At 40.4% G+C, this 21,209-nt stretch carries 20 protein-coding genes and 1 other RNA gene; 3 read left to right on the top strand and 18 right to left on the bottom strand.

Annotated elements, in window-relative coordinates:
• Positions 1–45 precede the first annotated feature (45 nt).
• The 8 genes from ACFVS1_RS06110 to ACFVS1_RS06075 form a co-directional block, all read right to left on the bottom strand.
• Positions 46–1,194, bottom strand: a complete 1,149-nt coding sequence (locus ACFVS1_RS06110; protein ID WP_352920419.1) for a THUMP domain-containing class I SAM-dependent RNA methyltransferase — start codon at positions 1,192–1,194, stop codon at positions 46–48.
• Positions 1,195–1,767: 573 nt separating this feature from the next.
• An RNA gene (gene rnpB, locus ACFVS1_RS06105) (RNase P RNA component class B) lies at positions 1,768–2,157 on the bottom strand.
• A gap of 80 nt (positions 2,158–2,237) precedes the next feature.
• Entirely contained in the window at positions 2,238–2,549 is a 312-nt protein-coding gene (gpsB, locus tag ACFVS1_RS06100; protein WP_061463822.1) for a cell division regulator GpsB, read from the bottom strand.
• Positions 2,550–2,752: 203 nt separating this feature from the next.
• Positions 2,753–3,304, bottom strand: coding sequence for an SLOG family protein (locus ACFVS1_RS06095; protein ID WP_387545689.1), 552 nt, complete (start codon positions 3,302–3,304; stop codon positions 2,753–2,755).
• A gap of 69 nt (positions 3,305–3,373) precedes the next feature.
• Positions 3,374–3,877 (bottom strand): CotD family spore coat protein, encoded by a 504-nt coding sequence (locus tag ACFVS1_RS06090; RefSeq protein ID WP_352920412.1) that lies wholly within the window; start codon positions 3,875–3,877, stop codon positions 3,374–3,376.
• A gap of 430 nt (positions 3,878–4,307) precedes the next feature.
• Positions 4,308–5,588, bottom strand: a complete 1,281-nt coding sequence (locus ACFVS1_RS06085; protein ID WP_387545685.1) for a ribonuclease H-like domain-containing protein — start codon at positions 5,586–5,588, stop codon at positions 4,308–4,310.
• Positions 5,589–5,624: 36 nt separating this feature from the next.
• A complete protein-coding gene (locus tag ACFVS1_RS06080) occupies positions 5,625–7,901 on the bottom strand; it encodes a DEAD/DEAH box helicase (protein ID WP_387545683.1) in 2,277 nt (758 codons plus the stop codon).
• Between the two features lie 119 nt (positions 7,902–8,020).
• The gene (locus ACFVS1_RS06075) at positions 8,021–8,785 is read right to left on the bottom strand and encodes an alpha/beta fold hydrolase (RefSeq protein ID WP_352920403.1); all 765 of its coding nucleotides are present in this window, start codon (positions 8,783–8,785) and stop codon (positions 8,021–8,023) included.
• 141 nt (positions 8,786–8,926) lie between these two features.
• On the opposite strand from ACFVS1_RS06075, the gene ACFVS1_RS06070 reads away from it, so the two are divergent.
• Entirely contained in the window at positions 8,927–9,376 is a 450-nt protein-coding gene (locus tag ACFVS1_RS06070) for an Hsp20/alpha crystallin family protein (protein ID WP_387545679.1), read from the top strand.
• Between the two features lie 69 nt (positions 9,377–9,445).
• Here ACFVS1_RS06070 and ACFVS1_RS06065 read toward each other — a convergent pair whose 3' ends face one another.
• The 4 genes from ACFVS1_RS06065 to ACFVS1_RS06050 form a co-directional block, all read right to left on the bottom strand.
• The gene (locus ACFVS1_RS06065) at positions 9,446–10,024 is read right to left on the bottom strand and encodes a YppG family protein (protein ID WP_387545676.1); all 579 of its coding nucleotides are present in this window, start codon (positions 10,022–10,024) and stop codon (positions 9,446–9,448) included.
• 77 nt (positions 10,025–10,101) lie between these two features.
• Positions 10,102–10,470, bottom strand: a complete 369-nt coding sequence (locus ACFVS1_RS06060) for a YppE family protein (protein ID WP_387545674.1) — start codon at positions 10,468–10,470, stop codon at positions 10,102–10,104.
• 69 nt (positions 10,471–10,539) lie between these two features.
• Positions 10,540–10,815, bottom strand: a complete 276-nt coding sequence (locus tag ACFVS1_RS06055) for a hypothetical protein (RefSeq protein WP_352920392.1) — start codon at positions 10,813–10,815, stop codon at positions 10,540–10,542.
• Positions 10,816–11,171: 356 nt separating this feature from the next.
• Positions 11,172–12,119: a DUF2515 family protein gene (locus ACFVS1_RS06050; RefSeq protein WP_387545671.1), complete on the bottom strand. Its 948-nt coding sequence runs from the start codon at positions 12,117–12,119 to the stop codon at positions 11,172–11,174.
• Between the two features lie 142 nt (positions 12,120–12,261).
• On the opposite strand from ACFVS1_RS06050, the gene recU reads away from it, so the two are divergent.
• Both recU and ACFVS1_RS06040 read left to right on the top strand, forming a co-directional pair.
• Positions 12,262–12,873, top strand: coding sequence for a Holliday junction resolvase RecU (recU, locus tag ACFVS1_RS06045; RefSeq protein WP_387545669.1), 612 nt, complete (start codon positions 12,262–12,264; stop codon positions 12,871–12,873).
• A 27-nt stretch (positions 12,874–12,900) separates the two neighbouring features.
• Complete coding sequence (locus tag ACFVS1_RS06040; protein ID WP_387545667.1) at positions 12,901–15,684, top strand: PBP1A family penicillin-binding protein; 2,784 nt, start codon at positions 12,901–12,903, stop codon at positions 15,682–15,684.
• A gap of 39 nt (positions 15,685–15,723) precedes the next feature.
• Here the strand turns inward: ACFVS1_RS06040 and ACFVS1_RS06035 are convergent, their stop codons facing one another.
• The 6 genes from ACFVS1_RS06035 to ACFVS1_RS06010 all read right to left on the bottom strand — a co-directional run bounded on the left by ACFVS1_RS06035 (position 15,724) and on the right by ACFVS1_RS06010 (position 21,140).
• Positions 15,724–16,263 (bottom strand): YpoC family protein, encoded by a 540-nt coding sequence (locus ACFVS1_RS06035; protein ID WP_352920383.1) that lies wholly within the window; start codon positions 16,261–16,263, stop codon positions 15,724–15,726.
• Positions 16,260–16,916, bottom strand: a complete 657-nt coding sequence (gene nth / locus ACFVS1_RS06030) for an endonuclease III (RefSeq protein ID WP_352920380.1) — start codon at positions 16,914–16,916, stop codon at positions 16,260–16,262. Before nth ends, ACFVS1_RS06035 begins: the two co-directional genes overlap by 4 nt.
• A 22-nt stretch (positions 16,917–16,938) precedes the next feature.
• Entirely contained in the window at positions 16,939–17,634 is a 696-nt protein-coding gene (locus ACFVS1_RS06025) for a DnaD domain-containing protein (protein ID WP_241590199.1), read from the bottom strand.
• Positions 17,635–17,750: 116 nt separating this feature from the next.
• Positions 17,751–19,043: an asparagine--tRNA ligase gene (gene asnS, locus ACFVS1_RS06020; protein ID WP_352920376.1), complete on the bottom strand. Its 1,293-nt coding sequence runs from the start codon at positions 19,041–19,043 to the stop codon at positions 17,751–17,753.
• Between the two features lie 242 nt (positions 19,044–19,285).
• The gene (locus ACFVS1_RS06015; protein WP_387545663.1) at positions 19,286–19,510 is read right to left on the bottom strand and encodes a helix-turn-helix domain-containing protein; all 225 of its coding nucleotides are present in this window, start codon (positions 19,508–19,510) and stop codon (positions 19,286–19,288) included.
• Complete coding sequence (locus tag ACFVS1_RS06010; protein ID WP_387545661.1) at positions 19,497–21,140, bottom strand: XylR N-terminal domain-containing protein; 1,644 nt, start codon at positions 21,138–21,140, stop codon at positions 19,497–19,499. The genes ACFVS1_RS06015 and ACFVS1_RS06010 overlap by 14 nt, the downstream gene beginning before the upstream one ends.
• Positions 21,141–21,209: the final 69 nt, after the last annotated feature.

Raw genomic sequence — 21,209 nt, 5'->3', positions numbered from 1 at the left:
ATAAATCGTCCTGACTAACAAAATCCTCCATTATATTCTACCTACTCATTCACCTTGAGGCTGCCTTGGCGGCCTTTTCCCCCAATATTGATAAAGGTCGGCACGGATGAAACCATTGAACAATTTCCTTTTTTTCGTTGCAGGCTTACCGTAATGCTGTTCGAAGTCAGGGTTGGAGGTAATCATGTATACCGACCATGTATCAAGCTTCTTGAAGGCCTGGCCCATTTCCCTATACATCTGCTCTACCTCTTTTTTCTCACCAAGACGTTCTCCATAAGGAGGGTTCCCGACAATGACACCATACTCTTTCTTGGTCGAGATATCCCTCACCTGCATTTGTTTGAAATCAATTAGATCACCAAGACCGGCTTCAAAACTATTCGCCTTAGCTATATCGACCATTCGATGGTCAATATCACATCCGGTTATGTCCAAGTATTGATCATAGTCAGCTAAATCTTCAGCCTCAATCCGCGCTTCATCCCAAACCTTGCTGTCCATCCATGACCAGGTTTCGGAAACGAATTCCCTATTAAACCCAGGTGCTATATTCTGCCCAATTAAGGCCGCCTCGATGGGAATCGTTCCAGATCCACAAAATGGATCTATAAAAGGTTTATCCGGTTTCCAATTGGTCAGCATGATTAACGCAGCCGCCAATGTTTCTTTTAGGGGCGCCTCTCCCTGCCCTGTACGATACCCCCGTTTATGCAAACCTGCACCTGAAGTGTCTATGGTAAGTGTCACTACATCTTTTAAAATAGACACTTCAATTTTAAACAAAGGTCCTGTCTCCGCAAACCAAGATACTTGCTTATATTTACTTTTCAATCTATCAACAATCGCCTTTTTTACAATAGCCTGACAATCAGGGACACTGTATAGCTTTGACTTAACGGATTTTCCACTCACGGGAAACTCGACATCGGCTGATAAGAAATCCTCCCAATTCAAGGCCTTTGTTTTTTCAAACAACTCATCAAATGAATATGCTTTGAATTCCGCGACTTTAATTTTCACCCTATCGGCACTGCGCAGCCATAAATTAGAGCGGGCAATGGCGGATTGATCCCCTTTATAGGTGATTTTACCATTTTCGACTTGACAATCGTAACCAAGATCCCGCACTTCCTTGGCAACAATTGATTCCAATCCCATTGCTGATGTAGCGATTATATCGAATTGTTTCATTAATCCTGCACCTTCTTTCCATTAATCCAAATCAATGGCACTTTTTCCCGAATTTCTTTCCTTTATGTATTTAGAATCAGGCATTGATTTTTTACATGTAAACCTTATGGTCCACCGCGTTTTTATATATCAATTAGCCGATCATGCAGCGTATTAATCACCGTGAAGTATAGCTTTACTCAATGATCCTTGTACCTTAAATACACCTTGGAATTAAAACATCCAACCAATTATGTATGCTTCCCATCCATTATCCTGAAGTTTGAAGTTCTGTCTTGATTCCTTCATTTTGGGGCTAACAGAAGCGTTAAGGTACCTTTATAAATAGGATACCCAGAATCAAAGAAATGCTTAACATTCCAACACTATTTTTAAAAACGTTACCGACAGACTTCATGTAAGCCATTTTCCTAATCATTCGAACGCAATGCCAAGTTTTAAGTTTAACACAGCCGTGTTACAGAAAACGAAAAATAAATGGAAATGCCCGATCTTTTTATAGAAGAGCATTCTCCATAAACAAAAACTCCCCTTTTAAAAGGAGAGTTGTGCTTTTGGTGTTATATGATAACGTTCTGTAAGCCATGTTTTGTTCCTCAGTACTGCAAGCGACTCGCGTCTCGTACTTCGGCGGTAATCATCTATCTACAGAAGCAAGTGCTTCTGTCCTTCTCCTCGTTCAATTCCAAGGAAGAAAGCGCCCCTACCATTAATTTGGGTTTCTCGCTCGTGGGGTTTACCTCGTTCCACCCTTTACATTTCTGTAAAGGCTCCGTCACTGTGGCACTTTTATAGGTATTCATGCCATATCCAAAAGGACTTAGGCATTTTCCCAGCCGTCAGCAATCCAAGATTGCTGCCCAAGCTTATTTTTTCGCCAGGCACGAACACTACGGACATCGCAGTCCGTGCGAGCATGGACTTTCCTCTACTGCATAAATGCAGCAGCAATTACCCAAACGTTAACATAACATAATTGATTATACTCCATTATTCACGAAAACTCAATACCAAAATCACTTTCACTTTTACAATGCAAAATCTCAGTCAAAAAGCTTGTTACCAAAAACGTGCTTTTCCAAGTTGGATAACCGTTTAAGAATGTCAAAGTTAGTGGTTCCCGGAGTGGCACTTGGTGCAGGTTGATTTGGACGTTTTGTACTCTCTTCGGCTTGTTTTTTCAATTTAAGATTTTCTTGTTTTAGATCTTCAATTTCCTGATGGAACACTTCATAATCTTTAATGATCAGATCCAGGAATTGATCCACATCTTCAGGTTTATAACCGCGCATGGCTGTTTTAAAATCTTTTTCAAGAATATCTTTAGCCGTTAATTTTATCTTATCTGATAGCATAAGACTTCACCTCAATACTTTCGCCAATACAATCGACTTTTTATTATTTTTTCAAATCTGCTTGGGTTTGTCAACGAAACACCATTTTGTAAGCTTACTGTTTCAGAGAACGTTATGTAATCCCATTAAATCTGTATCTAAATTTCATCATAATATGATTATGCTTTAGAAACAACTTTTAATCCATAATTATTTTCACTCCATCATTCTTCGGACCAGCTGGCTTCTTCCGCAGCCAGTTGCAGATCATCAAAGTTTATCTGAAAGATGGGGTAAGGCTGTGTTTCCGCCTTTTTCATCGCCTCGAAATAAGGATATCGGGCTGATCCTTCTTTTTCAGCTTCGAAAATGATGAGTATGGCATCGCTTTTATGGACCATATACCTATTTTTGGTTTTCAGCTGTTGTGGCCCTTCATATGGTTTGTTGAAAATGGACTCAACAAAATCGGCACGGGCCAATATGGATCGGTAATATTCTTGATTCGTCTCGTTCCATGACTCTTCCTGTTTCAGGAAAGGAGTAAGCACCCCTAATTTAAGCTGATGATATTCTTCCTGTAATTCGAACACCACTTCGGCACCCCATAGTTCCGTACCCAATTGACCTGAGATGATCACCCATTCCAGCCCGTCTTCCACCAATGGCAGGAGACGCTGCTTCATCGCTTTCTTTATATATTTTACGGCATCATGGTCATTTTTGAATATCCCGAATTCAAAAGCCTTGTAGCCCGTCATATACAAAACCTTCATCTCTTGGCTAATCTCCTTTAACATGACATGATTATATAAGAAAACAAGGGCTTAATAAGCCCTTATTTTTTAGTATCCGAAATGCCTAGGCGGACAGCATGGGTTGTGCGGCGGCCTTCCACAAATCAAGTGTTGATTATAGCACTCGTTCACCACGGATTGAGTATGCGGGAAATAATGCTTAAACGTGTTCACATGTTTATTGACATTTGTAGTATGTGATGGATGAACGACAGGGATCACTGTGTTCGAAACATTCGTATTGACAAATTGCTGTGTTGGAGAGACTTGCGCTGGGGCAACTTGAGATGGAGATGTTTGTGTTGGACCATATTGCGCTGGTGACACAGCCGATGGACCATATTGCGCTGGAGACACAGCCGTTGGACTATAGGCTCCCATTACGTTAGATTTTTTACCAGTAGACGCTCCCATTACGTTGGAGTTTTTACCAGTTGATGCGCCCATTACTCCAGGTGCGTTCCCGTATGCTCCCATTACATTGGATGTGCCCATTACATTGGATGTGCCCATTACATTGGGGTTATTTCCTCCACAATTACGAAAATACATTTATAATACGTCCCCTTTCATCATGATAAGTTTAGTCTTACCATTACAGACTATGAAAAAAAGGGGATACGTGTACTGATGAAATGACCTATTTATACAGAATAAGTATAAAACGATGGATGGCTGTCAATAAGTACACTATCATTATTATATCTAGCTAACCGTCAAATGAAATGAGGAATTTTCTATAAAAAGGAATAGAGACTGTCTTTTAATGAAGTAAACAAAACTATCGTTAAACAAAGAACTACAAAAAATAGAAATAAAGTCGTTTTATACATTTCTCCGCTCCGCTTTCACCTTAATTTTATATGATGTAAAGGCATGAAATGAACGTTTCTGAATTCCACCCTCAACTCTTTCCATTTTACACACAATAGTTGAAGGCTACAATAATTGTATTCATATTTTTTATTTTCGGCCTTTTGCACTAAAAAAAGTTTCTTGGTCCCTTATATACGGAAATATCCTTTGATTCCTCTTTCTTTTCAAGCCGCCGGATCCTCTTTTCCAATTCCAGCTGTTTTTTTTCCAGGGCCGTCCCTTCCCTAAGCATCTCTTGATGCGCGATTATCGAACATTTTAGAGCATGACCGACGTCCTTAAATTGATGTTCGTATAATTTTGCACATTCAATCTGTGCCTGTATCCTAATTTGCACATTCCCTTTTAAGGCGACTTCCTTCCAAATTTCCAAAGCTTCATCGAATTGTTTTTGTTTCTTTTTCTGGAAGGCTAAGGCATGGCCGGCTAATATCCGATCTTCCTCATTACCCGCTTCCAGTATTTTTTGATAGGTCTCAACTGACTCCTCTTTTTTCCCCAAATAAGCAAGCCATCGTGCAATTTCCATGGACTCTTCGGTATATCCATCGATTTGGAGGATTTTTCGGGACAAATGAATATACAAAGTGATCAGTGATAAGATATCCAATTCATTATGCTTCATGATCCCAAACAGTATTTCCGGATTCTTCCTCTCAACAAAATCAAAATAAATCATCGGAGCCAAATATCCAGGAATATCATCCTCCCTATGTACACCTAGAATATCTGTTTCGACAGCTGATAATTTCACTCGTTCCAATTTGTTTCTCCAAAGTCGTCTTGAAGCATGATACAAATCGAAATGTCCGAATTCCGGTAGTTTTGGTACATGTTCCTTTATCAAGGTATGTCTCGTTTTTAGCTGGGGCCAATCAAAGGATTTACCATTATATGTGACAAGCGTTTCGTAATTGATGTTTTCCAGAAAGCTTTGATATAGCGGTATTTCACTTCCAGGCTGCGGAAGGATATGTTGCTTCACGACTACTTCTTCACCTTCTAAATAGGCATACCCTAGTAAAAAAATGGTATTGCCTGCTCCGCCTCCTAGCCCTGTCGTTTCCGTATCGAAGAAAAACAGATCTTCACTCTTAACGCCCCTGGCGGAGAGTGGATGCTCCAATGAAGTTTGATTCCACTCTTTTACGACCTTTTTCAGCTCGGAAAATTCATATAACCCGTGTTTGTGATTTATAGGGTAGCGGACTTCCCTAATGAAACAATAGTCACCGTCGAAGTGAAAGGAATCGGTATCGTTCTCCTGCCACTTTTCAAAGTAAGGAATTTCTTCATTCACTGCCTGGTCACTTTCTTCTACAGGAGAAGGATGTTTCCCCAGGTTCATATGCGTTTTCATGCGGTTCAATTTATTTTTTAAAGACATGAAATTACACCTCTTTTCATCTATCACTGCAATCTATTAATGTTTTTGCTTACAAAATTGGCCTAATAATTGTTTGGCATCACTCTTGGCTGTTTTCGTTGCGGATTCTGTACCGATACAGGAAGGACAGCCGCTTTCACAAGTGCAATTATCGATCATTGATATTGTTTCCAGCAGAATGACTTCAGAATTTTCATATACTTTATCACTTAACCCTATGCCTCCCGGATAACTATCATAGATAAAAATGGTCGGTTTTTCATTATGCGCTGCCTTCACCTGCGGATAAACATGAATATCATGCGGATCGCACATAACATATAGCGGAATCATGTAATTAAGCGCATGCGAAGCACCTATCATTCCTTGTTCTATTCGATTTTCGTCCCACTTAAATATATCAGGATCCATGGAAAGCATGGCCGAACTCGTATGCAGTTCCATCTCAGGGAGACTGATTGGACCTGAACCAATATTTTCATGAGTTTCAAATTTGATTTTTTTGAAGATCGTAGGCATCGCCCGGATTGCGACATCACCAAAAGCAGCTGCTGTCGAAGCGAAAGTTCGCTGTTTATCGACTTCCAATACAGACAATTGGACAGCAAGGTTAGCATCCGTATAATAGTCCACATTGACTTCACGTACATAAGCCTTCTTTTCATCCCAATCAAGTTCTTCCACCTGAAATTGAATTCCCTGGTGTAAATAAATGGCTTCATCGTGAAGAAGGGTCATTGCACTGAACGTATCCATTTCCCCTATGACCCGATTAACCGGTGCATTCGTTTGGTCGATGATCACGACATTTTCCTGTGCCGCTGAGCGCAGGCTGATATTGCTTGCGGGAAAAGCATCATTCATCCAATGCCATTTATCCCCATTTAGGTGTAAGACCCTTTCTTCCGTAAGGAATTCAAGAACGTCCATAATCTCTGTTTTCCCAAAAGTATCGCCTTTTTTAAATGGCAGCTCATATGCTGCACATTTTACATGATCAACCAAGATCAAAAGATTATCCGGATTAATTCTTGCCGTTTCTGGATTTCTGGTAAAGAAATAATCGGGATGCTGTACGATATATTGATCAAGGGCACTTGAACTGCCGACCATGATGATCAACGCTTCACCATGCCTTCTTCCTGCTCGACCAGCCTGCTGCCAGGCACTCGATATGGATCCAGGGTAACCGGTCATAATGCAAACCTGAAGCTGGCCGATATCGACACCCAACTCAAGTGCATTTGTGGAAACCACCCCATAAATGGAACCATCCCTGAGGCCTTGTTCAATTTCCCTCCGCTGTGTTGGCAGATATCCGCCGCGATAGCCCCTGATCGATTTTGGCCCCAATTGCTTTGACACAAGTTCCTGTAAATACGTCAATAGAATTTCCACTCGAACCCTGCTTCGCGCAAAAACGATGGTTTGTATTTTATTTTTCAAAAATTCATTTGCCAGCTTCCTGACTTCCAAAACCGCACTCCTTCGTATGTTGAGCGGTTTATTGACTATTGGGGGATTATAAAATACAAAATGCTTTTTCCCACTTGGGGCTCCGTTATTATCGATAAGGACCATTTGTTTTTCCGTAAGCTCTTCTGCTAACTCTTTTGGGTTATTGATCGTAGCGGAAGTACAGATGAATACAGGGTCGCTTCCATAAAACTTGCAGATCCTTTTTAACCTTCTTATGACGTTGGCTGTATGACTTCCGAAAACGCCGCGGTAAATATGAAGTTCATCAATGACCACATACTTCAAGTTTTCAAACAAAGAGACCCATTTCGTGTGATGGGGCAGGATTCCGGAATGGAGCATATCAGGATTGGTGATCACGATATGCCCGGCCTGGCGGATTTTTTGCCTGATGTTTGAAGGTGTGTCCCCGTCGTATGTATAACTATTTATCTTAGCATCCATTTCATCGATCATTTCATTCAATTCGCTTTTTTGATCATAGCTCAGCGCCTTTGTCGGAAATATATAAAGCGCCCTGGTTTTTTCATTTTCCAGTATTTTTTGAAGGACCGGCAAATTATAGCATAATGTTTTACCAGAAGCTGTTGGTGTGACCGCCACAAGGCTATTGCCACTGACAGCAGTATCAAATGCAGTTGCCTGATGGGTGTACAACCCCTTTATCCCCCGTATTTCAAGAGCATGCTTGATCTTATCATTCATTGCAGCGGGAAAAGGGACATGTTTTGCCTCTTTCGCTTCAATTACTTGCCAATGTACGATGTTATCTTTAAAATCCTCATTTGTTTTTAAATCCTTAATAACTTCTTGTAAATTTTTTCGCAGTTTCATATAACCACCTCATACTCCTATTCTACCGAATGAACGTTCTATACAAAAGGGAAACTATTTCCTATTCAAAAAAAAGCTGGAAACGGCAACATCCCGTCTCCAGCTCGGTCTTTTATCATTTAATTCTTTTCGACAAAGCGAATGATTTCTTCGAGTAGTTTGTTTGGAGCTTCCAGCATTCCCATATGGCCGCTGCCCTTAAGTATAACTTCATGGATATGGCTCCCTTTTACAGAAAAGGTTTTTTCAACGGGAATGAGCTTATCCTCTTCACCTGCAACCAATAAGACAGGCAACTTTGTATCTTGGAGCACATGATTTCTGTCTATTCTGTTCCTCATGGCATGTAAAGACCCTATTGCACCGCTTTCACTTGTTTTATAGCCGATTTCCTTAGTTTGTTCAATATTGGAATCTTCGGGATTAGCGAAAAGCTTAGGTATAAGTCCGTCAATGAAAGCAGGAATTCCCTCACTTTTGATTTTCTCGACAGATTTCAAGCGCCCAGCCTTTCCAGTCTCATCGTCCGGCAAAGCTGTAGAATGTACCAATGAAAAACCAGACAATTTCCCAGGAAACCTTTCTGCGAACGCCAAGGTGATATATCCCCCAAGCGAATGACCAAACATATATACCTTTCCGATTTCCAGCTCGTCCAGTAATGACGCAATATCAGCAGCCATATCTTCAATCGAGAAAGATTCCCCCATTTCCTCACTTGCACCATGCCCCCGTAAATCAACGGCAATAACCCGGTATTCATCCTTTAATTCAGCAATGATGTCACTCCAATATTCATGGCTTCCGCAAAATCCATGAATAAACAACAATGTTTCATTTCCTTTCCCGGTATCTATGTAGGAAAGCTTGCTATTATCTGTCATATAAACCCCTCATTTCCTTTTCTAATCATTCAGTAACGTTATTCCCTATAGTCCTTTATCTGAAACCCAACAGTGCATTCACATTTCTTAATTCCTCACATAGCCTATAGGCAAAGGAATTTTTTAGAAAGGAGCACCGTGATGACCTCTTCTGAAAATAATAATAATCGGAGAAAAGAACCCTTTACCCATTTCATTAACAAAATGGATCGGCTGTTTTCCGAAAGGCCTCCTAAAGGCATGCTGCAATCTCTTGACGATTTCTTCGGTTCTGCGAAAGAACGCAGCTTTCCGGTTGATGTTCATGAAACTCATTCAGAATATACCCTTACCGCCACTTTGCCTGGAATTGCACGCAGCCAAATATCCATTGATGTACTGGCCCATGAGGTAACCATAACTGCAAAGCAAGTAGATAGAAGACATAATAATCAAGGAATGTTTCAAAAAGAAGTTTCAGCAGGCACTCTTTCAAGAACCATTTCCTTTCCAAAACCCATTGATGAAGCAAATGTCATCGCTCGACATCGCGATGGCATCCTCACGCTTCAGCTACCCAAAATCAGGGGGAATCGGATTGAAATCCATTAGAAATGAATAAAAGCAGACTTAAAAAAGTGGCTGGGTCACTTGTAAGTCTGCTTTTCCTTTATTCACCATCTAAGCTTTAAAGAAGCCCCCTACTCCTTTGACCATTGAAGATACTTGAGAAACTGTATTCATCATTTGTCCAGCTGTATTCATCATCTTCGTTATATCCATCGAGCCATCTTGTGTTTTGAATTGATTCATGACCGATTTGAAACCAGACGGCTGGGGTTTTTGCATGAACTGCTGCTTAGGATATGGATTATGAGCCTGCTGCTGACCTTGCGGAGGTCTTTTAGCTGGCTGTAACGGATTGGCGAACGGACTAAAAGCTTGCGGCTGCTGATTGGACTGGATTGGCTGCATTTGTGCCATTGGCTGCATCACACTGCTGCCTGGATAAGCTCCCACAGGCATCGCCTGCTGCTGGACTGCTTGGAATGGATGATAGGCCGCTTGCTGATAAGGATCATGATATGGTGTCATATAGCCCCCTGTATCCTGGAGATGATATGGATACATAAATGGTTGTTCATGATTATTGGGCGGAGGATACGGCATTGGCTGCTGGTACCCTCCCCAATATTCCGTCATTGATTGAGGAAACTGTCCTTGATTTGGGGAGATTTGGTTAAAACCGGATCTCATCATGTCAATGAGCCCTCCTCTTTTTTCATTACATGGTTCTGATAATATATGAAAAAAGGGGTAATAAAGTGTAGATATTTTTATGATAAAATCCGATTGATTTCCGTTCTTACATTATTAAGGATGAATTCCACCGATTGAACATGGCTTTTAAATCGCTTATAACTTGTTTTAGGAAAAAATGCCTGTACGGCCACATCAGAAAGGTTATGGGCGGTTTGTTCGATTTGCTCGGGGAAAAGATGCCTAAATTCGGTTTCTTTCATCCACTTCTTCATTCCGGTTTCCCATTCGATGCATGCGGTCCTTACCTGGTCTGCAAACGGCTTGACATCCGAAAAAAAATCCTTTTCCTTTCCTTCCTTCCGTACACCCTCATAGATATCATCCGCTTGGTTCGTAAATTTTATTAATTGTTCCGTTAATAGCTGCAGTTTTTCTTTTTGCACAATATATTCCTCCGCACAATTGTTTCCCTTATTATAATCCACTTCATTATAAAATGATATTCCTCTGGCTTATACGTGCAATTCAGTGAGAACATTATGCTTTATTATTGTTTTTTTCGGGGCAAGGGAAAAGGAATGGTTTACAGCTTCAGCATTTACCCAATAATCCTCGGCTTTCTCAATGGCTTCCTGGGCTTCGTTAACTAATGTATATTGCTCCGCCCATAGTTTGCACCGCACTGTATTTACAGTTTCCCCATATGAAATTTCCAAACGTTCCAGGCTGGTACTGATCTCAGCTATCATCCTTAATATCTCCTCTGTAGCGACACTTTTATTGACCATGCTGATCCCTCCCATTCTTTACCTGTACTATTCTTTTTTTTATCAGAAAGCCCTTCATGACTGACAAAACTAGAAGGGAATCGGCAAAGAAAGTGCAATTCACTTAATTTATTATGCCCTTCGACAACAATGGCAGAATGAAGAATGAAGTTTTAAACAAGAATACAGACAGGAGGTGATTTTATGCAGTCGAATGAAAGCAGACAGCAAAAAAACGAAAAACGACAAAAGCCGCCCACCAAAAAGGCGGGAACGGGAAACCCGAAGCTTAGCGGAGAAAACCGCCCCTCTACGTAAGACATAAATACTGACCGATAAAACAGGGAAGGCTTACACGACGCCTTCCCTGTTTGCTATTATAATATCCAATTTTTGATCATTGCTGCCGTATGCAGCTGCTTTTGTTTATGGTCATACCAATCGGTCAAATGAGGGTCTTCTTCCCATTTGGGTTCAATGAGCCATTTTTTTTTAACCTTTTTTTTCATATCCCATTGATCTGTCATCCCTGCTTGATGATGAATCACTGGATATACTCCCCTCAACATCGGGGTTTCATGGTACCTAGGATTTTTTCGATATTGTTCATAATCATATCTGGATCCCGTTGGTTCTGTCCTGCTGGAAAATTCATAGAATAGCGGAAACAAATCTCCAGAAAATAAAAGGCCAGCCAACCTTTTCCCCAATTCAATTCTTTTATCGATATTTCTAAAATGAGAAACGGACGAGCCATACAGTTCTCCATTGCAAGTAGGAAATAAAACGGTGCTAAAATGCATCCAGTCCTGCAGGACAAATAATAGTGAATGAAATACGAGAGATTGTTTTTTAATAACCGGTTCTTCTATGATGTTTTGTTCATTTATGATAAGCGCAGTGACCAATTTTCCCCGATTTCCATGTTTCCAAAAGGCATACCATTCGTCCGTCATGAATTTGGTAATAAAAAAATAATGACATAAGTGAAACAAAGGACGTTCATACTTCGTCGAATAATGATAGAGAAGCAATTGCGGGTATGCATCTTGGAATATTCTCCAGTTGGCATCTTCATACGTCAGGAATAAGTGACGCCTGTATTTCAGGCCAAGCAAATGGGAAAACCAAATCCCTTCGAGATCACACATATTCCAGCCTGCATTTCTAGAAACCATCCCCGCTAAAAATGACCATTGTATTTCGGGATGCATTTTGAAAAATCGTTCATATGCCTTTGTCCTTGATATATTATCCCTATTCCCTTTAGCGGTTTGAGCTTTTATGGAATGTAGCAATTGCTTTTCCGTCTTTAATAATCGCATCTATGTGTCCACCTTTCTATAGCGATGAATTGTGACATATAGTTGTACATAAATGCTATCGTTCTAAGAAACAATTCTTTTTATTCACATTTTGGATTCTTTTTTTGCTAATATAGATAAGTGAAAAAAAGGAGGGGTAAAAGTGGCATTTCATTATCCCAACGGACGAAGATTTGTACCGCAGGCTATGGAAGAAAAGAAAAGCCCACTTAAAAAAATCAGTTACAGCAACCGGGGAAAAACATTGGAAGACGATTTGAACGAAACCAATCAGTATTATTTAGCACACGGCATTGCCGTCATCCATAAAAAACCGACACCCATTCAAATTGTCGATGTCCACTATCCGAAAAGAAGTGCTGCAGTCATTAAAGAAGCTTATTTCAAACAAGCATCGACCACCGATTACAATGGTGTTTATAAAGGAAAGTACATTGATTTTGAGGCAAAGGAAACGAAAAACAGCAGTTCGTTCCCTCTGAAGAATTTTCATGACCATCAAATTGAACATATGAAACAAATCGTTCAGCATGACGGAATTGCATTTGTGATCATTCGGTTTTCAGCAATGGATGATATATATGTAATGAGTTCTGAACAACTGAGTTATTATTGGAAGAGAATGAAAGAAGGCGGGCGCAAATCTATAACTCTTCAAGAGGTTGAAAACAGTTCACGAAAGATTACTCTTGGCTTTCAACCGAGAATTGACTATATTAAAGTAGTAGATTCGCTCATCGCAGAAAATTTTTAGTTTTTTTAGAAAGGCAGGTTAGCTGTAATGGCTGAAAAATATAATACTAGAGAAGAACGCCGAAAGCAGGGGCAGACTCAAAAAAAGGGACAGAATAAAGGTCCTAAAAAGCCAACAAATATGCTTAAGCGAATTTTCCTTATACTTGTTACAATCGGAATAATAGGCCTTGTTGCCGGAGGAGCGGCAATGGCTTACTTTATAAGCGACGCTCCAAAACTCGACGAAAAGCTTTTGAAAGATCCAGTCACATCCAAGATTCTCGATGAAAATGGTAAATTGCTAGCTGAAATCGGAAAGGAAAACCGGGATTATGTAAATTATGAAGACATACCCGATCTTGTCGAAGAAGCTTTCCTGGCAACGGAAGATTCACGATTCTATGAACACCATGGTGTCGACTTCTTACGTCTGGGCAGTGCCGTCATAGCCAACTTAAAAAACGGGTTCGGCTCAGAGGGTGCAAGTACATTGACCCAGCAGGTTATCAAGCGTTCTTATTTAACACCTGATAAGACCATCAAAAGGAAAGTCCAGGAAATGTGGCTATCCATTCAGCTTGAAAGAAAATATACAAAAGAAGAAATTTTTGAAATGTATGTGAATAAGATTTTCTTTGCAAACCGCGCAAACGGGATCTTAACTGCATCGCAAACTTATTATGGAAAAGATCTAAACGAATTAAAATTGAACGAAGCGGCCATGCTTGTAGGATTACCGCAAAGTCCAAGCAGGTATGACCCGTATAAATACCCTGAACGTGCGAAAGAACGCCGTGATATTGTCCTGCACTTAATGAATAAACATGGATATATCACCGAAACGGAAATGAAAAATGCACAAAGCATCGATATAACAGAGGGACTTCAAGAAATCGATAAGAGTCACATCGATACGACGGCATATGATGCATTCATCGATTTGGTAATTGAGGAAGTCGGGGATATGGGTGACTATAACGTCTTTACAGATGGTTTGGAAATCCAAACGACAATAGATAAAGATGCCCAAGAATATGTCTATAACATGTTGAACAGTGATGAAATCATCAATTATCCAAGTAAAGATCTCCAAGCCGGAGTCACATTACTCGATACAGAAACTGGTGAAATCAAAGCAGTGGGCGGCGGCAGGAACACGACGGTTAAACGCGGCTGGAATTATGCAACGGATGCCAAGCGATCACCTGGTTCGACCATTAAGCCTATTCTAGATTATGGTCCTGCCGTAGAATATTTAAATTGGTCCACCTATCATCAAATCAAGGATGAGGAATACAGTTACAGTGATGGAACACCGCTTAAAAATGCTTCCGGACGACATTATGGTACTGTAACAACTCGTGAAGCACTTGCTCGGTCATTAAATATCCCTGCCTTAAAAACGCTTCAAGCAGTCGGATTGGACCGTGCACGTGATTTTGCCACTGACCTTGGCATTCCTTTTGACAAGGAAATCACCGAATCTGCAGCATTGGGCGGCGGTAAGGATGTTTCTACACTCGAACTTGCCGGAGCCTACAGTTCATTCGGAAACAACGGTATATATAATGAGCCGCATAGTGTTAAAAAAATAGTCTTACGTGATAAAACAACCATTAAAAACAAGACAGAATCAAAACCAGTCATGAAAGATTCCACAGCTTTCATCGTGACGGATATGTTGAAAAGCGTCATGAAAGAACCTTTTGGAACAGGAAGATTAGCCAATATACCTAGTCTCCCTGTAGCCGGTAAAACGGGTTCAACCAATTTCACGCCTGAACAGCGTGCAGCGAACAACATCCCATCTTCCGGTGTAAAAGATAGCTGGATGGCAGGTTATACAACCAATTATACTGTCGCGGTTTGGGCTGGTTATGATAATGCATCTGGTGAGAAAATGGAATATCTGGGTGAATCATCTCAGAGGATCCCTAAATCCATCTTTAAGAATTTAATGGAACATATGGCTCAATCAAAAGAAACGAAAGACTTTGATCAACCTGACAGTGTTGTGAAGGTTGGAGTCATCAAAGGTTCGAATCCAGCTGTTAAAGCCAATGAATACACACCAAGCAGTAAGATCACTTATGAATATTATGTTAAAGGTCACGAACCAACACAAGTGACGACAGAATATGAAAAAATCGACACACCTGGCATTAACGCTTCCTACAATCAGGAAAGCAATGAAATCAATCTATCATGGTCATATCCTAAAGGAAATGGGAATACCCAATTCGAGGTTAAGATGTCCGTTGATGGCGGAGCAGAGAGCGTATTAAAAAAATCGAAAGATACTAGTTTAACGATCCCTAATCCAACCCCTGGCAGTAAATATACTTTCTCAGTGGTAGCTTTAGTGGATAACCAACAAAGTGATCCTGCAAGTACATCAGTCAAAATACCTACTGTAGCGGAAGTCCCTGAGGATACTGAGGACCAGGAGATTGAAGCTCCGGGCGAAGGTGAAGATTTGGAACAAGAAACGCCTGCTGAAGGCGAAGAAGATAAGCAAGATGAAGACAAAAATAACAATGGCGAAAACGGCAATAATGGCAATGACGAAAATAACGGTAATAACGGTAACAACGGTAATAACGGTAACAACGGTAATAACGGTAACAACGGCAATAATGGTAATGGCAACACTGATAATAATGGTAACGGTAATGGCAACAACACTGATGATGGAAATGGCAATAATGGTGGTGATGAGGACGTCGAAGGCGGGAATGATGCCACTGACCCTGGTACGGTAAAAGAGGAAAAACCAGTTGAGAACCCTGACCCTACCCCGGACCCAGATCCAAACAAAGATACGGAATAAATATATAAAGATTGACTAAAAAACGTCTAAGCTTTTAGCTTAGACGTTTTTTTGGCTGTTCTTAATTTTAATCATGAACTTCACATATTGTTTTTCAAATTCTCGGAACAACTCACTAAGTTGTCTATATGAATGAAAAAAGGCGGGTCTAGCTAGTATGAAGGAAAGCCTTTCAGCAAGGTTCACCGGAATATGGGTAAAGGATTCTATTTTTGCCCGGAAATCACTCAATACCACTGGCTTTCCATGCATCCAGAAGACTGCGGTTAAAAATAAACCGATTCCTTTCTTCATGAGTCCCAAAGTCTGTCCCACTTTTCGCTCGGAAAATAGCAAACTGCATTCTGAATCAATTCCCTTCCATTTTTCCAGAAGTTCCTTTATATGCAATGCCCCCTTAGTCCAAGGAGTATATGCCTTTACATTATTATAATAAAGTAACTCATACGGGAAAGCCTCAAATGAGATCGTTCCACTCCAACCTGTAAAACGCTCTTTTACCAAGATGGTTTTCTTTTCCGGAAAAAACAAAGGGTGGTCCAATTCTTCAGGGACTTTCAGTGATATCGACTGCGTCAATTGGCTTCTTTCCTTTTCATTCTTTTTTTTCCTTCACGGCATAATTCAAGAAGCGGGCAGGTTTCACATCTTGGTGACTGGGCCTTGCAATGATAGCGTCCAAAGAATATCAGGCGGTGATGCGTAACGGACCATTCATCCTTTGGTATCTTAGCCATCAACGTTTTCTCAACATCGAGGACACTATCCTTCCAACGGCATAAACCAAGGCGCTTGGAAACACGCTCTACATGGGTATCCACAGCAATCGCAGGCACATCAAAAGCAACGGATACGACTACATTCGCCGTCTTTCTGCCAACGCCAGGCAATTTAACAAGCTCATCACGATCACTGGGAACTTCCTTCCCGTATTCTTCGATCAGCATGCGCGACAACTTTTGTATATTCTTAGCCTTGTTACGAAACAAACCGATTGAGCGAATATCATTTTCCAGCTCTTCTATCGGAACGCTTATGTAATCCTCAGGCGTTTTATATTTTTGAAATAAATCCTTCGTTACTTTATTGACTAATACATCCGTACACTGAGCTGACAGGGCAACAGCAATCACCAATTCAAATGGATTGGAGTGATTCAGCTCACAATGGGCATCCGGAAACATTTCCCCCATCGTATCCAGACAATATCGAATTTGAGCTTTATTCAACATATTGGTTCTCCTTCAATTTACATTACTGCTCGAGCCAGTTATAGAAAGGCACATCTTTCAATGGTCGTGCATTTTCCGTCTTTCGGTCCCTCTTTTGGTGAACTCTAAATTTTTGTCCTTGCTCCCTTGCCTGTTCCAAGGTTTTAATCCCATTCTTTTTCCACTCGAATAAAATTCGATCAATATATCGGAAATTCAATTTTCCGGATATGACAGACTCCCTCAGAGCTGACTTAATGATTTCGGGTTGATGGTCATCCTCCATCCACATTGCCAATGTCTCGCATTCATATGGAGATAAAGGGCGGCCGAACTCCTGTTCAAAAATCGTATAAAGGCTCTCCCCCGCTTTTTGGCTTTCAGCAGACTCTGTCTGTTTCAAAGTTTTCAAGAAACAGTCCATCATTTTTTCATAAAGTGGAGACAACGAGTATTTTTCCTGTCCGATTTCTTGGCTCTCCTCAACCATCATTTCAATAAATCCCCTTTGGACCAAACGCTGTATCAAGAATAGACATTCCGTTTCCTGCAATGTCATTCGGTCAGAAAGTTGGGATGGTGCAGGAAAATGGTTACCTTTATCTATGAAGCTTTGCAATTGTAATAAAAGGACCATTTCTTGTTCATTTAGTCCCATTGTACTATAGTTAGTCAGCAAAAAGGATGGAATCGTTATCGTTCCTTCCTTAAACCACGCATATAAATGTTCTTTATTCATGTTTTTGGACACCTCTGGTTAAGTATAACATGAATACGGCTCCCCGAATAAGTTTATAATTTTAACAAAAAACGGTTATCTGCCAAATATGGCAAGATAACCGCTTCATTACGGAATCAAGGATATAATCGATTTAATAGGCGTGGGAACGGGATGGTTTCACGGACATGCTCGACTCCGCTGATCCACGCAACGGTGCGTTCTAATCCCAAACCGAAGCCTGAATGCGGTACAGAGCCATATTTTCTTAATTCCATATACCATTTGTAAGCATCCTCGCTCAAGCCATGCTCATTGATTCTCTGCTCAAGCAATCCCTGATCATGAATCCGCTCTGAACCGCCAATTATTTCTCCATATCCTTCTGGAGCGATCAAATCGGCACAAAGAACGACTTCTTCCCTGTCAGGGTCTGGTTGCATATAAAAAGGTTTGATTTTAGTTGGGTAATGAGTTATGAAAACGGGCTTATCATAACTTTCCGCTATCGCAGTTTCGTGCGGAGCCCCAAAATCATCACCCCATTGGATATCATCAAATCCTTGTTCATGAAGGAACTTAATGGCTTCATCATATGTAATACGCGGGAAAGGAGCTTGAATTTGTTCAAGCTTCGCTATGTCACGGCCCAGTGTATTCAACTCAAGCTGACAGTTTTTCAATACGGATTGGACGATTGAAGAAACGAATTGCTCCTGAACCTCCAGGTTTTCTTTAAATTCGATAAAAGCCATTTCTGGTTCAATCATCCAGAACTCGATTAAATGTCGTCTTGTTTTGGATTTTTCTGCCCTGAAGGTAGGGCCAAATGAAAATACCTTCCCTAGTGCCATGGCAGCCGCTTCCATATAGAGCTGACCACTTTGTGAAAGGTATGCATCCTCATCAAAGTACTTAGTCGCGAACAATTCACTCGTTCCCTCTGGTGCGCTTCCAGTTAAAATTGGGGGATCAACTTTAACGAAACCTTCTTCATTAAAGAATTCATATGTAGCACGGATTATTTCATTCCGGATCTTCATGACTGCATGCTGACGTTTTGAACGCAGCCACAAATGGCGGTTATCCATTAAGAATTCAGGACCATGCGCTTTAGGTGTAATGGGATAATCCAATGATTCATGGATGATTTCAATATCTTTCACCTGTAGTTCAAAACCGAACGGCGAGCGTTCATCCTTTTGAATGACTCCTGTTACATACAAGGAAGACTCTTGCGAAACCGATTTCGCACGAGCGAAAATTTCTTCACCCACATCAGCTTTCACGACCACACCTTGAATGAAACCAGAGCCATCACGGATTTGAAGGAAAGCAATTTTCCCACTGGAACGTTTGCTGGCAAGCCAGCCTCCAATGGTAACTTCTTGATCGACGAATTTACTAGCATCTTTTATTGTAATTTTCACGGAATTTACCTCCAAAAATAGCTTAACTTACTAAGGAATTTACTCTACTTATTATACCCATAGCCCTGCTTACAAGCAAATAAATCAATTGAAGCGAACTTTCATGCCTTTTCACTCTTATTTTGTTTTGGAGTGTACTAGCCAGATTATATGGTAGATTACCTTTCACTATCGCCCAAGCTCATTACAGTAAAGTCTTCTTGTATCATTCAATTCTATTTTCAACAAAGAATTGAATCCTATCAACCAATGGAAATCATTTTCGCCTTTAACAGGGTTTCAAATGATGCATATAATTGAAAAGCACTTTTAGGATTTCTTATTTGGCAGGAAAGCAGCTCTTCAAGTCTTTTGATCCGATATCGTAAACCACTCATTGAAATGTTCAATTCTTTCATACTGCATTCAAGATTTCCACCGCATTGCAGAAATACATAAAGCGTTTTCAATAATTCATTTTGGGTCATCTTTCATCAATAAAGGACCCAGCATTTTCTCGGCTTTTTGCAGGACCGCTGGAGTACTCCCCGTATGCATTAAGATGGATAGCAGATCCACTTCTTCAAATTTGATAACATCCCGGGTTCCTTCATTCATATTCAATGCAGTTAAAGCTTCTTGAAAAACCTCCTGAGCCCGTTCTAATTCATCACTTATTGTGCCAAGCCCCATTTTAAAGGTATATCCGCTAAAAACAGTATATAAGTGATTGATGCATTCCTTGGTGCGAAGTTGAAATTCATTTCCCGGACTCAGCGGTATAAGCAATACGATATTACCATCCCTTAAGGCTGTTAAGACAACTTGATTCCGCTTTTTAAAGAAACTATAAATCTCTTCGATGATTTTTTGCTGACTGAAATAGTCATTCTCTGTCCTCGGAACGGAGGATAAACCATAGTCAAGCACCGCAATGGTGAAAGGATGATCCAATGAAGTGTCTAAATACATGCTTTTTTTGATTATTTCTTCTCTGGAAGCAAACTCTCCATTTAATATTTGTTCAAGAAATACACCTTTTACCCTTTCGAGGGCTTCAAAACTGCTTTTCTCATTTAAGAGGAATAAGGAACCGGTCATTGACACCCTTTCAAGAATCATTCGATTGATTTCCAGGTTCATTTTTCCTTCGACCAAATCCGATTGCGCAAAAACACAATAGCCATAAGTTTTATTTTGTATCGTAATGGGAGTATAAAGCAGCTCCATCCCATTTTTTACGATTCTTCCAGTCTCCAATGTGACAGGTCCATTTTCCCTCATTAGTTTGAGCTGATTCCTGACTTCCCTTACCTTCCCTTTGTGAAATCCAGCATGATAAACCTGATTGCTATTGAAGTTCTCCATCAACAAAGGTATTTTCGTTTTCTGATAAACCGTCCTCACTATCGATTGAAGGTTTCTTCCGTTAATTAACTCTTCTGTCAGCAAATGATGAATATCCATCACTTTTGATAAACTATTGCGTTCCTCCAGCAGCTTTTCATAGGTCATCGCAAGCTCTTGAACAATCGGTTTGCTTTTATAATATTTCAATTCATCCTGAATCTCCATGCCCCATAAATGTATCGATTTACCTTCGTATCTACACTCTGAATGCCCAGCTCCCTTACAGGCTCTTTCCTTAAAAATCACTTCATGACCGCAGACCGTTGAATAAAATCCACTTGCATAACCCGTCAATGTATAACAGATTGGCTTTTCCCCGATGCCTGTCTGGGTGATATGTTCCTCTGCCTCATAAGAATTCACCCAAACCCCTTCCACCTTTACAGAATGTACATCCGTTTGATTATTCATTGATAATTCCAGTTTTATAGTATTGACTTTTGTATACCCCTGCAGCATATGTAAGATGGGACCTTGCCTCAGTATTTCCTTAACCGTTGACAAATTCCCTCTTAGTGCCTTTTTAGCATCATTGACTCCGATATTCCAGCCATAACGTATCAAAAAAGACTTCATTCTTTCAAATCCAATATTCTCAATCAAGTCTTTTCTTAGGGTACCGAAAATTGAAGAGGAAGTCAGGATCATCCTCTCATCATTTAAATGAATTTCTCCTTCGTCATTCTTTAGATTCAAAAGATTCGTCATGACTCCCCCTAGCTTTCCTTTTACATAATATTATACTTTTTCCACACCTTTCCTATCAAGGAAAAATGT

It is taken from the genome of Peribacillus sp. NPDC058075 (genome assembly GCF_042885195.1).
In the GTDB taxonomy this organism is placed as follows: Bacteria; Bacillota; Bacilli; order Bacillales; family DSM-1321; genus Peribacillus.
The sequence above is the reverse complement of the archived record's forward strand: the minus strand, read 5'-3'. Positions and strand labels throughout refer to the sequence as shown.

What these genes read in the sequence shown, in the direction of transcription:
- ACFVS1_RS06075 (WP_352920403.1), bottom strand. Translation starts at nt 8,785, where the DNA reads ATGACAGATAATAGCAAGCTTTCCTACATAGATACCGGGAAAGGAAAT.
- ACFVS1_RS06025 (WP_241590199.1), bottom strand. Translation starts at nt 17,634, where the DNA reads ATGAATAAAGAACATTTATATGCGTGGTTTAAGGAAGGAACGATAACG.
- ACFVS1_RS06080 (WP_387545683.1), bottom strand. Translation starts at nt 7,901, where the DNA reads ATGAAACTGCGAAAAAATTTACAAGAAGTTATTAAGGATTTAAAAACA.
- ACFVS1_RS06110 (WP_352920419.1), bottom strand. Translation starts at nt 1,194, where the DNA reads ATGAAACAATTCGATATAATCGCTACATCAGCAATGGGATTGGAATCA.
- ACFVS1_RS06070 (WP_387545679.1), top strand. Translation starts at nt 8,927, where the DNA reads ATGACCTCTTCTGAAAATAATAATAATCGGAGAAAAGAACCCTTTACC.
- ACFVS1_RS06055 (WP_352920392.1), bottom strand. Translation starts at nt 10,815, where the DNA reads ATGGTCAATAAAAGTGTCGCTACAGAGGAGATATTAAGGATGATAGCT.
- ACFVS1_RS06085 (WP_387545685.1), bottom strand. Translation starts at nt 5,588, where the DNA reads ATGTCTTTAAAAAATAAATTGAACCGCATGAAAACGCATATGAACCTG.
- ACFVS1_RS06065 (WP_387545676.1), bottom strand. Translation starts at nt 10,024, where the DNA reads ATGATGAGATCCGGTTTTAACCAAATCTCCCCAAATCAAGGACAGTTT.
- ACFVS1_RS06095 (WP_387545689.1), bottom strand. Translation starts at nt 3,304, where the DNA reads ATGAAGGTTTTGTATATGACGGGCTACAAGGCTTTTGAATTCGGGATA.
- ACFVS1_RS06090 (WP_352920412.1), bottom strand. Translation starts at nt 3,877, where the DNA reads ATGTATTTTCGTAATTGTGGAGGAAATAACCCCAATGTAATGGGCACA.
- ACFVS1_RS06010 (WP_387545661.1), bottom strand. Translation starts at nt 21,140, where the DNA reads ATGACGAATCTTTTGAATCTAAAGAATGACGAAGGAGAAATTCATTTA.
- ACFVS1_RS06040 (WP_387545667.1), top strand. Translation starts at nt 12,901, where the DNA reads ATGGCTGAAAAATATAATACTAGAGAAGAACGCCGAAAGCAGGGGCAG.
- nth (WP_352920380.1), bottom strand. Translation starts at nt 16,916, where the DNA reads ATGTTGAATAAAGCTCAAATTCGATATTGTCTGGATACGATGGGGGAA.
- gpsB (WP_061463822.1), bottom strand. Translation starts at nt 2,549, where the DNA reads ATGCTATCAGATAAGATAAAATTAACGGCTAAAGATATTCTTGAAAAA.
- ACFVS1_RS06015 (WP_387545663.1), bottom strand. Translation starts at nt 19,510, where the DNA reads ATGACCCAAAATGAATTATTGAAAACGCTTTATGTATTTCTGCAATGC.
- ACFVS1_RS06050 (WP_387545671.1), bottom strand. Translation starts at nt 12,119, where the DNA reads ATGCGATTATTAAAGACGGAAAAGCAATTGCTACATTCCATAAAAGCT.